The sequence below is a fragment of the Streptococcus sp. 714 genome (genome assembly GCF_013277115.1).
In the GTDB taxonomy this organism is placed as follows: domain Bacteria; phylum Bacillota; class Bacilli; order Lactobacillales; family Streptococcaceae; genus Streptococcus.
This window is the reverse complement of record NZ_VMMH01000017.1, coordinates 168594-181713: the sequence shown is the minus strand read 5'-3', so window position 1 is coordinate 181713 and position 13120 is coordinate 168594. Positions and strand designations below refer to the sequence as shown.

Annotated in this window: 14 protein-coding genes; 8 read left to right on the top strand and 6 right to left on the bottom strand. The window is 39.2% G+C overall.

The annotated features are described in order from the left end of the window. Nucleotides 1-164 precede the first annotated feature (164 nt). The 5 genes from lysS to HT718_RS07110 all read right to left on the bottom strand — a co-directional run bounded on the left by lysS (nt 165) and on the right by HT718_RS07110 (nt 4627). Nucleotides 165-1655: a lysine--tRNA ligase gene (lysS, locus tag HT718_RS07130; protein WP_049547267.1), complete on the bottom strand. Its 1491-nt coding sequence runs from the start codon at nt 1653-1655 to the stop codon at nt 165-167. A 136-nt stretch (nt 1656-1791) separates the two neighbouring features. Next, on the bottom strand, nt 1792-2409 hold the full coding sequence (locus tag HT718_RS07125) for a histidine phosphatase family protein (RefSeq protein WP_000780826.1): 618 nt from the start codon (nt 2407-2409) through the stop codon (nt 1792-1794). After that, nucleotides 2409-2891: an aminoacyl-tRNA deacylase gene (locus tag HT718_RS07120; protein WP_173268006.1), complete on the bottom strand. Its 483-nt coding sequence runs from the start codon at nt 2889-2891 to the stop codon at nt 2409-2411. Before HT718_RS07120 ends, HT718_RS07125 begins: the two co-directional genes overlap by 1 nt. After that, nucleotides 2891-3733: a DUF368 domain-containing protein gene (locus tag HT718_RS07115; RefSeq protein WP_173268005.1), complete on the bottom strand. Its 843-nt coding sequence runs from the start codon at nt 3731-3733 to the stop codon at nt 2891-2893. Before HT718_RS07115 ends, HT718_RS07120 begins: the two co-directional genes overlap by 1 nt. 93 nt (nt 3734-3826) lie before the next feature. Continuing rightward, on the bottom strand, nt 3827-4627 hold the full coding sequence (locus HT718_RS07110) for a glycoside hydrolase family 25 protein (protein ID WP_020900310.1): 801 nt from the start codon (nt 4625-4627) through the stop codon (nt 3827-3829). A 155-nt stretch (nt 4628-4782) separates the two neighbouring features. Between HT718_RS07110 and glmU the strand changes: the two genes are divergently transcribed. The 7 genes from glmU (at nt 4783) to HT718_RS07075 (ending at nt 10787) form a co-directional block, all read left to right on the top strand. Next, a complete protein-coding gene (gene glmU / locus HT718_RS07105) occupies nt 4783-6162 on the top strand; it encodes a bifunctional UDP-N-acetylglucosamine diphosphorylase/glucosamine-1-phosphate N-acetyltransferase GlmU (RefSeq protein ID WP_173268004.1) in 1380 nt (459 codons plus the stop codon). Nucleotides 6163-6171: 9 nt separating this feature from the next. After that, entirely contained in the window at nt 6172-6717 is a 546-nt protein-coding gene (locus HT718_RS07100; protein ID WP_173268003.1) for an NUDIX hydrolase, read from the top strand. Nucleotides 6718-6728: 11 nt separating this feature from the next. After that, nucleotides 6729-7040, top strand: coding sequence for a cell wall synthase accessory phosphoprotein MacP (macP, locus tag HT718_RS07095; protein WP_000517862.1), 312 nt, complete (start codon nt 6729-6731; stop codon nt 7038-7040). Nucleotides 7041-7056: 16 nt separating this feature from the next. Beyond that, nucleotides 7057-7749, top strand: a complete 693-nt coding sequence (locus HT718_RS07090) for a 5'-methylthioadenosine/adenosylhomocysteine nucleosidase (RefSeq protein WP_173268002.1) — start codon at nt 7057-7059, stop codon at nt 7747-7749. A gap of 76 nt (nt 7750-7825) precedes the next feature. Next, complete coding sequence (rocS, locus tag HT718_RS07085) at nt 7826-8317, top strand: chromosome segregation protein RocS (protein ID WP_000021242.1); 492 nt, start codon at nt 7826-7828, stop codon at nt 8315-8317. Between the two features lie 107 nt (nt 8318-8424). Next, on the top strand, nt 8425-9015 hold the full coding sequence (locus tag HT718_RS07080) for a 3'-5' exonuclease (RefSeq protein WP_020900313.1): 591 nt from the start codon (nt 8425-8427) through the stop codon (nt 9013-9015). 8 nt (nt 9016-9023) lie between these two features. Further along, nucleotides 9024-10787 carry a glycerophosphodiester phosphodiesterase gene (locus HT718_RS07075; RefSeq protein ID WP_173268001.1) on the top strand — a complete coding sequence of 588 codons (1764 nt, stop codon included), beginning with the start codon at nt 9024-9026 and terminating at the stop codon, nt 10785-10787. 622 nt (nt 10788-11409) lie between these two features. Here HT718_RS07075 and HT718_RS07070 read toward each other — a convergent pair. Then, nucleotides 11410-11835, bottom strand: a complete 426-nt coding sequence (locus tag HT718_RS07070) for a DUF6556 family protein (protein WP_173268000.1) — start codon at nt 11833-11835, stop codon at nt 11410-11412. A 138-nt stretch (nt 11836-11973) separates the two neighbouring features. Here HT718_RS07070 and HT718_RS07065 point away from each other — a divergent pair, with 138 nt between their 5' ends. Further along, on the top strand, nt 11974-13116 hold the full coding sequence (locus tag HT718_RS07065; RefSeq protein WP_173267999.1) for a cysteine desulfurase family protein: 1143 nt from the start codon (nt 11974-11976) through the stop codon (nt 13114-13116). Nucleotides 13117-13120 lie beyond the last annotated feature (4 nt).

Here is a 13120-nt window from a genome sequence, read left to right as displayed (position 1 = left end):
TTACTCAGTCTCTTTTTTGCATCAAAAAATCCTCTGACAAGAGCCAGAGGATAAGAGCTTATACTCAATGAAAATCAAAGAGCAAACTAGGAAGCTAGCCGCAGGCTGTACTTGAGTACGGCAAGGCAACGCTGACGTGGTTTGAATTTGATTTTCGAAGAGTATTATTTCATTGTTGGGAAGAGCAATACGTCACGGATAGTTGTTGTATCAGTGAGGAGCATGCAGAGACGGTCGATACCGATTCCTAAACCACCTGTTGGAGGCATACCGTATTCAAGGGCTTCAATGTAGTCGTAGTCGATGCCTGTCGCTTCATCATCACCAAGTTCTTTGGCTTTAGCTTGGGCTTCAAAACGGCTAAGTTGGTCGATTGGATCGTTGAGCTCAGTAAAGGCATTACCGTACTCCTTAGTCATGATGAAGAGCTCGAAACGGTCAGTAAAGCGTTCGTCTTCAGGATTTTTCTTAGCCAGTGGAGATACAGCTACTGGATGTCCATAGACAAAGGTTGGTTGGATCAAGGTTTCTTCAACAAACTCTTCAAAGAAGGCATTGATGATGTGGCCAACTTCAGTGTAGTGTTTCTCAACAGGAACTTTCTTCTCAGCAGCGATAGCTTTGGCTTCTTCCAAAGTCATGTCTTGCCAGAAATCTACACCAGTAATCTCTTTGATAGCATCCACCATGTGAACACGTTTAAATGGTTCGTTAATCTTGATTTCAGTACCTTGGTAGTTAACTGGACCATCACCTTTAACAGCTTTAGCAGCGTGTTGGATAATGCCTTCGGTCAAGTCCATGATATCTTGGAAGTCTGCGTATGCTTGGTAAACTTCGATAGAAGTGAACTCAGGGTTGTGAGTAGCATCCATTCCTTCGTTACGGAAGATACGGCCAATTTCATAGACGCGTTCCATACCACCAACGATAAGGCGTTTTAAGTGAAGCTCAGTTGCGATACGAAGCACCATATCAATGTTTTGGGCATTGTGGTGGGTGATAAATGGACGGGCCGCCGCACCACCAGCTTCGTTGTGAAGAACAGGTGTTTCCACTTCAAGGAAACCTTTTTGGTCAAGGTAACGACGGATTTCAGAGATGATTTTTGAACGAGTGACAAAACGCTCAAAGCTTTCACGGTTAGAAATCAAGTCAAGGTAACGTTTACGGTAAATTGTTTCAACGTCTGTCAAACCGTGGAATTTCTCTGGAAGAGGACGAAGGGCCTTAGACAAGTGTGTAATGTGAGTCGCCTTGATAGAGAGTTCTCCCATATCTGTACGCATCACTTCACCTTCGACACCAAGGAAATCACCTAGGTCTGCTTTTTTGAAGATTTCGTAGTTTTCTTCACCGACAGCATCTTTACGTACGTAGATTTGGATTTGACCTTCGCGGTCTTGAAGGTGGGCAAAGCCAACTTTACCTTTACCACGTTTGGTTACCAAGCGTCCTGCGATAGTAGCTGTTTCATTTTTATCATGTAATTGTTCTTTATCAAGGTCAGCATATTTATCTTTTAATTCTTGTGAATTTGCAGTGCGTTCAAAGCGTTTTCCGAAAGGATCGATTCCTTGTTCACGAAGCGCAGCCATTTTTTCACGGCGAACGATCTGCTGGTCATTTAGTTCTTCCATATGTTCTGTTGACATGGGATCCTCCTAGTTTTACTCAAAATTGAATACGATGAGTCATTTTTGCGATACTTCCATTTTATCATAAATAAGCAAGAAATTCACGGATAATCTTTCAAAACTAAAAAGAACTTGATGCTAAAATCAAGTTCTGTTATTGATAGGAAGTATCATTCCAAGTATTGAGAGTGAATGTTTCAAAATCATGGGTTTCAAGAATGGTCAGGCTGGCATTTGCTAGACCGCCATCTTTACGAAGAAGAGGTTCTTTATAACCTAAAAGAGTACGGAGACTGGCAGTAAGATTAGCGCCGTGGCCGACAATTAGAATACGCTCAGCCGGACTATCTTTGAGTGATTTGATAAATTGGATGGTCCGTTGAGTTGTGCTATGGAGGGATTCAGCTCCAAACATTTGAGTGTCAAACTTGGCAAGATTCGTACGGAAAGCCTGGATTTGTTGCGGGTAAATAGCTTCCAAAGTTGCGATTTTCAAACCTTCTAATTTCCCCAGCTGCCATTCACGGAGATTAGGAACACTTTCTAAAGGACAGGGCGTCTGGAGTTGACTTTGGATAATTTCAGCAGATTTGATTGCTCGAGGTAAATCACTTGAATAAATTTGTTCAAAAGGAATCTCCTTGAGATACTGGCCAAGTTTTTTGAGGATGTCAATGGATTCAGGAAGTAGGGGAGAATCTCCACTAGCACCTTGAAAGCGTCCTTCCTGATTCCAGACTGTACGGCCATGGCGGACAAAGTATAGTTTCATTACTTGCTGTCCTCCAAGATATCTTCAAAGTCAGCCTTTACAAAGCTAGCCAAGTCTTGTGGTGCGACGATAATGCTGTGACCAACTTCCCCAGCAGAGACAATCATTTGATCCAAGTCTAGGGCGATCTTATCGATAAAAATGGGGTAATTGTGTTTCTGACGAATGCCGACAGGATTATTGGCTCCATGAATATAACCTGTTGTTTTTTCCAAGTCTTTTTGAGGAATCATGCTCACTTTTTTATTGCCAGAAATTTTAGCTAGTTTCTTTTCCGACAAGTGTTGAGTGATGGGAACAATTCCGATAATCGGTCCTGTCTTATCTCCTAAAAGAGCTAAGGTTTTGAAAATCTGGTCTCGTTCATAACTTTGAGGAAGATCTCCTTCCAGAGCATTGATTTGAATTCCCTGATGTGAGATACCTGCTTTAGACAGGATTTGTTCCACCAATGTTTTTTTGATTTTAACTTTTTTTGCCATTATTTATACTTATCCTCCAATTGGCTCATCCAAATACCAAGCCAGATTCCCAAGGCAAAGAAGAAGGCGATGATGACATACCCAACAAGTGAAAGGCCTGTGTATTGGATGCTTTCAGCGTTTCCTTCATTTGGAATCAAGATTAAAAGGGTACTTGATAGGACGATTCCGATGATGAAATGATAGACGCGAGAGTGGTAGTTATTTAAGGCATAATCCATCAATTTTGAAAAAATGATGAGAGTTGCACCTGCTCCGATTCCAATCGGGAAGAAGGTTCCTAAGAGGTCAAAGGTTTTAAAACCAGTCAACATAGGAGCATAGAGTCCCAAAATCAAAAGTAGATTTGATGGACTGAGACCAGGAACCAATACTCCAAGAGCCAGTAGTGCACCTGCTAAAACAAAATTAAGAAAGCTTGCGTTTAAGGTCCCAACGACAAAATTTAAGGCATAGAGACCTAGTCCAGAAATGATAAAGGTGGCCCAGAACCAAGCTAAATCAATCTTGTCTCGGTCAGATTCTCGAGTTGATTCTTTTAGTAGGCTAGGAACAGTACCAATGATGGCCCCTGCAAAGCTCCATAAGACAAAGACCTGATAATTTTCAAGCAGGTATTCAATCGGATAAGAAAATAAGCCGATTCCCAGAAGCATACCGATGGCAACTGGAATAAAGTACAAAACATTTTCTTTGAAGTCTTTAAAGGGGTGGGCCAGAAAGCCAATCATTCGTTCATAAATCCCTAAGATTGCTGCTAGAACCCCTCCGGAAATTCCCGGTAGGATAAAACCAAGAGCAATCACAATCCCTTTAATAAGGCGTGCTAACCATGAGAGCATATTTTTCCTCCAACTATTTCTATTTCAAAAAATCCTTACTATATTGTATCACAATCAAACACAAAAGAAAAAGCAAATGATAAACAAATGCTTTTAAGGTTTTAAAAAGAGTTTTCTAAAAGTTTCTTCTTTGTTTTTTAAGGAAGAGATGACGTTGATATCCAAATCGTGATTAAAGCCAGCAATTTTTCCTTTAGAAGTGTACTGGTGGATGTCGTAATCTAAATCAGTTTTTGGAGTTGCCTCGTAGAATCCTGAGTCAGAACCATAGGACGGAATCCAAATAGAAGAAAATTTTGTAGTGTCAATACTATGTTCTTCCATAAAATAAACACCAACGTAGATTCCAATGTCTTTAGCTCCTAGTGATTCTAGTTTGGCTCGAAAGGCTTCAACCCCTTCGTTCATATTGGACATGGTTTTTTCTTCAACATCTAACCAATAGTAGCTAGGGTTATAGGGAGAGGCAGCATTATAAAAAACTTCAGCTGCTTTTTCCATTTCTTGGACACTTTTTCCAGCTAAATAAGCATAAACACCAACTGGGACATTTCGTTTTTGAAACTCAGTGATATGGGTTTTAAAAGCCTTATCTACCCCATTAACAAAGGAGGCATCGTTCTCTTTGGACGTTTGAGCGCCACTATGGACGCGAACAATGGCTCCAGAAATGTTTTGGGACAGAGTATCGTAATTAATTTCCTCAGGACGCTGCCAACCAGAAACATCAATTACCGGTTTATCTAAGTTATGTAATGCCTGGGTTTTTATTTGAGTAATATTTGATTTTGTTTTTACAGGATGATCTTCATAATGGGGGCGATTTAGGATTAACATAAAAATCATAATCCCAAAAAAACCAAATAAAATAAGCGGATTAAATTTCTTTCTCATATTTCATCATTTTACCTTAAAAATCAAAAAAAATCAAAAAAAATACTCAAAAAATGGGTTAGGGAAGGGACTTTGGAGCATTTTTTCATTCAAGATCGCGGAATGATTTGAAATATGGTATAATAAAAGGGAATTTCTAGAGAAAAGAGAAGATTATGTCAAATTATGCCATTATTTTAGCAGCGGGTAAAGGGACTCGTATGAAATCTGATTTGCCAAAAGTGTTGCACAAGGTTGCGGGTATTTCTATGCTGGAACATGTTTTTCGTAGCGTGGGCGCTATACAACCTGAAAAGACAGTAACAGTTGTGGGACACAAGGCAGAATTGGTTGAGCAGGTCTTGGCTGGACAGACAGAATTTGTAACTCAATCTGAACAGTTGGGTACTGGCCATGCAGTTATGATGACAGAGCCTATCCTAGAAGGTTTGTCAGGTCACACCTTGGTCATCGCAGGGGATACTCCTTTAATCACAGGTGAAAGCTTGAAAAATTTGATTGATTTCCACATCAATCATAAAAATGTGGCCACTATCTTGACTGCTGAAACAGATAATCCTTTTGGCTATGGACGAATTGTTCGTAATGACAATGCTGAAGTTCTTCGCATCGTTGAGCAGAAGGATGCCACAGATTTTGAAAAACAAATCAAAGAAATTAACACTGGAACATATGTCTTTGATAACGAGCGTTTGTTTGAGGCTTTGAAAAATATCAATACCAACAATGCTCAAGGCGAATACTATATTACAGATGTCATTGGCATTTTCCGTGAAGCTGGTGAAAAAGTTGGTGCTTATACTTTGAAAGATTTTGATGAAAGTCTTGGAGTAAACGACCGTGTGGCTCTTGCGACTGCTGAGTCGGTCATGCGTCGTCGCATCAATCACCAGCACATGGTCAATGGCGTTAGCTTTGTTAATCCAGAAGCAACTTATATCGATATTGATGTTGAGATTGCTCCTGAAGTTCAAATCGAAGCCAATGTTACCTTGAAGGGGCAAACGAAGATTGGTGCTGAGACTGTTTTGACAAACGGTACTTATGTAGTGGATAGCACTATTGGAGCAGGAGCTGTCATTACCAACTCTATGATTGAGGAAAGCAGTGTTGCAGACGGCGTAACTGTCGGACCTTATGCTCACATTCGTCCAGGTTCAAGTCTAGCTGCCCAAGTCCATATTGGTAACTTTGTTGAGGTTAAAGGTTCTTCTATCGGTGAAAATACCAAGGCTGGTCATTTGACTTATATCGGAAACTGTGAAGTGGGTAGCAAGGTTAATTTTGGTGCAGGAACCATTACAGTCAATTATGATGGTAAAAACAAATACAAGACAGTCATTGGCAACAATGTCTTTGTTGGTTCAAATTCAACCATTATTGCGCCAGTTGAGTTAGGTGACAATTCACTCGTTGGTGCTGGTTCAACTATTACCAAAGACGTACCAGCAGATGCTATTGCAATTGGTCGTGGTCGTCAGGTCAACAAAGACGAATATGCAACTCGCCTTCCTCATCATCCTAATAATCAGTAGGAGTCTGTCATGGAATTTGAAGAAAAAACGCTTAGCCGAAAAGAAATCTATCAAGGACCAATATTTAAACTGGTTCAAGATCAGGTTGAATTACCAGAAGGCAAGGGAACTGCCCAACGGGATTTGATTTTCCACAATGGAGCTGTCTGTGTTTTAGCTGTAACGGATGAGCAAAAACTCATCTTGGTCAAGCAGTATCGCAAAGCTATTGAGGCTGTCTCTTACGAAATTCCAGCTGGAAAATTGGAAGTAGGAGAAAATACAGACCCTGTAGCAGCTGCCCTGCGTGAATTAGAGGAAGAAACAGCCTATACAGGGAAGTTAGAACTCTTGTACGATTTTTATTCAGCCATTGGCTTTTGTAATGAAAAGTTAAAACTATACCTAGCAAGCGATTTGACGAAAGTGAAAAATCCACGTCCGCAGGATGAAGACGAAACTTTGGAAGTCCTTGAAGTGAGTCTAGAAGAAGCTAAGGAATTGATCCAATCAGGTCACATCTGTGATGCCAAGACAATTATGGCTATTCAGTATTGGGAATTGCACAAAAAATAGAGGAGGTCAGTATGGGTAAACCTTTATTAACGGATGAAATGATTGAAAGAGCTAATAGAGGCGAAAAAATTTCAGGTCCCCCTTTGCTAGATGATGAGGAGACTAAGATTTTACCAACTTCATCTTCCCGTTTTGGTTATGCCAATCCTAAGGAACATGGTTTTAGCCAGGAAACCTTGAAGATTCAGGTCGAACCGTCTATTCATAAAAGCCGTCGCATTGAAAATACCAAGAGAAATGTCTTTAATTCTAAGTTAAATAAAATCTTATTTGCAGTCATCTTTCTCTTGATTTTGCTTGTGTTGGCAATGAAACTTTTGTAATAGAAAAGGAATTGAAATGAAAATAGGAATTATTGCGGCTATGCCAGAAGAACTGGCTTATCTGATCCAGCATTTAGACAATGCCCAGGAGCAAGTTGTTTTGGGGAATACCTATCACACAGGAAGCATTGCCTCTCATGAAGTCGTTCTTGTAGAAAGTGGAATTGGTAAGGTCATGTCTGCTATGAGTGTGGCGATTCTGGCTGATCATTTCCAAGTGGATGCTCTCATTAATACGGGCTCAGCTGGGGCAGTAGCAGAAGGTATTGCTGTCGGGGATGTTGTGATTGCTGACAAATTAGCCTATCATGACGTGGATGTCACAGCTTTTGGCTATGCTTATGGACAAATGGCGCAACAACCACTTTATTTCGAATCAGATAAAACCTTTGTTGCCAAAATCCAAGAGAGTTTATCTCAATTGGACCAGAATTGGCATCTTGGTTTGATTGCTACCGGAGATAGTTTTGTTGCAGGAAATGATAAGATAGAAGCGATTAAGTCCCATTTCCCAGAAGTTTTAGCTGTTGAGATGGAGGGAGCGGCTATTGCTCAGGCAGCGCATGCTCTTAATCTTCCAGTCTTAGTCATCCGTGCTATGAGTGACAATGCCAACCATGAAGCAAACATCTCTTTTGATGAGTTTATTATCGAAGCTGGACGTCGCTCTGCCCAAGTCTTATTAGCCTTTTTGAAGGCCTTAGATTAAGCGAAAATTTGACAGTTTTTCTAGCTTATGATAAGATTTAAGTAAAGAAAAGCTAGAAAACGTTTCAGAGGATATTATGAGTATTGAAATGACCGTCAGTGAGATTGCAGAGGTCTTAGGATTATCTCGTCAAGCAATCAATAACCGTGTCAAAGAATTACCAGAAGAAGACACAGATAAAAATGACAAAGGGGTAACAGTCGTTACCAGAAGTGGCTTGATTAAGCTAGAAGAAATCTATAAAAAAACGATTTTTGAAGATGAGCCTGTCAGTGAAGATGTCAAGCAACGTGAACTGATGGAGATTCTAGTGGATGAGAAGAACGCAGAAATTCTTCGTCTTTATGAACAATTAAAAGCAAAGGATCGTCAGTTATCAGAAAAAGACGAGCAGATGCGTATCAAAGACCGTCAGATTGCGGAGAAAGACAAACAACTCGATCAGCAGCAACAATTGACTCTTCAAGCCATGAAGGATCAAGAAAATCTTAAGCTAGAGCTGGACCAAGCAAAAGAAGAAGTCCAATCAACTAAGAAAGGCTTTTTTGCTCGTTTATTTGGAGGATAATCAAGGAGCTGTTTAGGTTATGTGCTAACCTAAAGGCTTCTTTTATTTGTGAATAGTATAGTTACTCAAAATGAATAAGAAGATAGACAGTAGAGGAGAAGGATAGAATGGAACGATTAGAAGATTACATTGCTTTTGACTTAGAATTTAATCAGCACGAAGGACAAACACACTTGATTCAAGTTTCGGCAGTGCGTTTTAGAGATGGTCAGGAAATCGATGCCTATGATTCCTATGTTCATACAAGTGTGCCTTTAAAAAGCTTTATCAATGGTTTGACTGGGATTACGGCTGAGACCTTAAAAGATGCTCCTCCAGTGGAGAAAGTTATAAAAGATTTCCAAGAGTTTGTAGGTTCTTTACCGATGGTTGGATACAATGCTGCTAAAAGTGATTTGCCTATTCTAGCAGAGCATGGTTTAGACTACAGCCAGCAGTACAAGGTAGATTTGTATGATGAAGCTTTTGAACGTCGGAGTTCGGATTTACATGGTATTGCCAATCTCAAATTGCAAACCGTCGCCTCATTTCTTGGATTTCAAGGGCAGTCCCATAATAGCTTGGAGGATGCTCGGATGACGGCGCGTGTTTACGAGTCCTTTCTAGAGTCCGATCAAGCTAGAGAATTGTTAGGAACAGAAAGTAGCCTGTCGAACAATCCTTTTGGAGGCTTGGACTTGTCTCAATTATTTGACTAGGAGTGCCTATGAAACCTGAAAAACCTAAAAATCTAGGTTTTAAGCAGATATACTTTAATCTAGATAAAATACTTTTTCTCTTTTTCTTGATATTCATGATGATTGAGTTTGTCTGGTTACCACTTAATTCTTGGATTGCTGGACTGTTGCTCCGTCAGACAGGTTATCTCTTTCTTTCCTACAATAATATTTTTGCCATTATAAAGGGTTCTCCCTTTGTTAGTCTTGCTTTATTTGTTCTGGTAATCGTTAATTTACTAATCGCCTATTACCAGATAGGGCTTCTCTTTATCGGAGCTCGACACCTCCTCTATCATGAAAAGAGAACTCTGCTGGAGTACAGTCGCAAGGTCTTTCGTCAGAGTTTCTTATTCATGAGACAAGTGACGATTTCCAAAATGGCCTTTATCTTCTTTTATGTCATGATGCTTTTTCCATTGATTCGAAAGATTTTAAAGATTTATTATCTCAATAAAATTGTGATTCCTGATTTTATTGTGACATACTTTGAAGATAAGTATTGGCTGTTAGGATTAATTATTTTTATATTTGCTCAGATGATGTTTTATATTTCCGTTCGTTTAATGTTCGCTTTACCCCAGATTTTTTTTGATCGAAGAAGGGTTAAAGAGTCAATCAGTTATAGCTTGAAAAAAACGAAAAAACATTCTTGGTTTTATATCTGGAACTTATTTTGGATTGTCGTCAAAACCTACCTATTTTTCATTCTTTTATTGATTCCAATCTTAGCAGGTCAGGCACTGATGGATGGTCTGACCCATAAGGAATCTCTTGTTCTGGGAATTATCAACTTTGTCTTGATTAAGAATTTCCACTATATGGCCTTAACTTACTTTCTCATTAAGTTCGTTTCCTTCTTAACAGGAGAAGAACTAGAAATCACGCCAAGGAGAAAGAAAGATCACTGGATGAGATGGGGAGTGATGGGCTGTGCCGGTATTTTTTTCGCTCTTGAGGGTTATGTTTATTTGGAAGCTCCAGTTGCCAATAAACCTTTAGTTATTTCTCATAGAGGTGTCTCCAATAGGAATGGTGTGCAGAATACAGTTCAATCTTTAGAAAAAACAGCGCAGTTATCACCAGACTTAGTTGAAATGGATGTCCAAGAAACCAAAGATGGCCAGTTTGTCATGATGCATGATGCTAATATTAAGAATTTGACAGGAGTCAATGCCAATCCTCAAGATTTAACCTTAGATGAATTAACCAAACTCGATATTTCGGAAAACGGCTATCACACCAAGGTGTCTAGTTTTGATGATTATCTTAACAAAGCCAATGAATTGCATCAAAAACTCCTCATTGAAATTAAAACCAGTCGAAAAGATAGTCCAGATATGATGAAACATTTTATGGACAAATATGGAGATGTTATTAAACGGAATAATCACCAAATGCAGTCCTTAGACTACCATGTTATTGACCAGGTGTTAGCCTATGACTCACAAATTCCAGTTTATTTCATCCTACCTTACAATAGTATTTTTCCAAGAACGAAAGCTACAGGTTACACCATGGAGTATTCTACCTTGGATGAAAATTTTGTCAACAAGCTTTGGAATACCGATCAGAAATTGTACGTGTGGACTATCAATAGTTCAGAGTCCTTTGATAAATCTGTTCATTTGGGAGCTGATGGCATGATAACAGATGACTTGGAAATGATTCAAGAACAAGTTACCATTGCCCAAGAAGACCCAGAGTATACGGATTTACTGTTCAAACAGGCCATGGAATTCTTTAATTTTTAGTGATCATAATCACCCGTCTAACGGGTGATTTGCGGGCTATCAGCTCAAAACCAGAGGCTGAGCAAAAACTCACCTTTAAGACAGAAAAAAACGAGCAACGTATCAGTTCAATATGCTCGTTTTTTCTGTTCTAGTTTATATAACAGATTGAATCTAGAGTGTACACCGTATATACTAAACATTTTTAGAAATTAATTAGAGTTTCTAAATCAATTTGTTTATATCTTATTTCAATCTATTATAATTAAAAAACAACAAAATAGAAACTAATATCTATGAAGTGGTTGAGATAGACTATTTATGTTAGATGTAAAGGTCTTACTAACTTCTGCATGAAGAAGGATTTCGAATATAAGGTAAATGAAAAATGGATCTTGCCCCCCTTTGGAGCAGATGAGAGAGTATTGTTGGCGCGTGCAGAGTTTATATTAGAGATAAATAAGTCATCACAACATAGCTAGGTTTCAATTATATGAGTATGAATCTCATAAAATTGGTCAAGAATCTACCCTCTAAAACATCAATTATATAAAAACACAGTCTCTCTTTGGCTTGATTGTGGTCAAGGCTGAAGTCACTGTGTAGTTTTATTTTTAAGTTAATTTTTTCTTAAATCATGTGCTTACTGAGGATTGCTTTTATTTTCTGAAGTTGGCGTATTAACCTGTTTTTCGTTTTCAGTAGCAGGTTTACTTGGAGCAGGAGTAGAGTCCTGAGTTGCTGTTTTATGCTCTTCTTTTTTCTCTTCCTTAACACTAGATTTTGGTGTTTCTTCTTGTTGTGTTTTTTCTTGAGTGGTGTTATTTTCCTTATTTGGACTAGTATTTTCCTGAGGGGATTCTTTTTGAATTTCTTTGACAATTGTTGTCTGGCTTGTCGTAGGTTCTTTTTTAGTATTTTTGTTATTATCCAAGGCGTTCATGATCGTGATACTCGCGGTAATCAAGCCAAGGATACTACCAATAGTAGCAACGGTTTTTTGGAAGACCGTAAAGCCTTTTTTGATGTGTTCTGTTTTTGGTTTTGAAGTTCTACGATAATTAGACATACATTCTCTCCTTTAATTAAAATTTATTATACCGCATTTCTTTAAAAAAATCTTAAAAAAAGAGGAATTGCCCTTTCTTGTCGCAGACTCTGTTTCATGATACAATAGAAGGAGTGATTTTAGAAAGCGTGAGAAAACATGATTTACTTTGATAATTCGGCGACGACCAAGCCTTATCCTGAAGCCCTTGAAACTTATATGCAGGTGGCTTCAAAAATTTTAGGAAATCCATCTAGTCTCCATCGTTTGGGAGACCAGGCAACACGAATCTTAAATGCTTCCCGCCAACAGATTGCCGATTTGATTGGCAAGAAAAGTGACGAAATCTTCTTTACCTCTGGTGGAACAGAAGGGGATAACTGGGTCATCAAGGGTGTGGCCTTTGAAAAAGCCCAGTTTGGCAAGCACATCATTGTATCAGCCATTGAACATCCAGCAGTCAAAGAGTCAGTCCTCTGGTTGAAATCTCAAGATTTTGAGATAGATTTTGCTCCAGTTGATGAGAAAGGATTTGTGGATGTAGAAGCTCTAGCAGATTTGATACGACCTGATACGACCCTTGTTTCCATCATGGCAGTAAACAATGAAATCGGCTCTATCCAGCCTATTAAGGCTATTTCAGAACTTTTGGAAGACAAGCCAACTATTTCCTTCCATGTTGATGCGGTTCAAGCACTTACCAAGATTCCAACTGAAAAATATTTGACAGAACGAGTGGATTTCGCGACCTTCTCGAGCCATAAGTTTCATGGTGTCCGTGGTGTTGGCTTTGTCTATATTAAGTCTGGCAAGAAGATTATGCCTCTTTTAACAGGTGGTGGCCAAGAGCGTGATTATCGTTCGACAACTGAAAATGTGGCAGGGATTGCAGCGACAGCTAAGGCCCTCCGTTTGTCTATGGAAAAGCTAGATATTTTTACAAGCAAAACTGAGCAGATGAAGGCAGTGATTCGCCAATCGCTTTTGGACTATCCGGATATATTTGTCTTCTCTGATGAGGAAGGCTTTACCCCTCATATCCTGACTTTTGGAATTAAGGGTGTTCGAGGTGAAGTCATCGTTCATGCCTTTGAAGACTATGATATTTTCATTTCCACAACCTCTGCTTGTTCGTCCAAGGCTGGTAAACCTGCAGGTACCTTGATTGCTATGGGAGTGGACAAAGATAAGGCCCAATCAGCTGTGCGTCTTAGCCTAGACCTTGAAAATGATATGAGTCAGGTCGAGCAGTTTTTGACCAAGTTAAAATTAATTTACAATCAAACTAGAAAAGTAAGATAGGAGC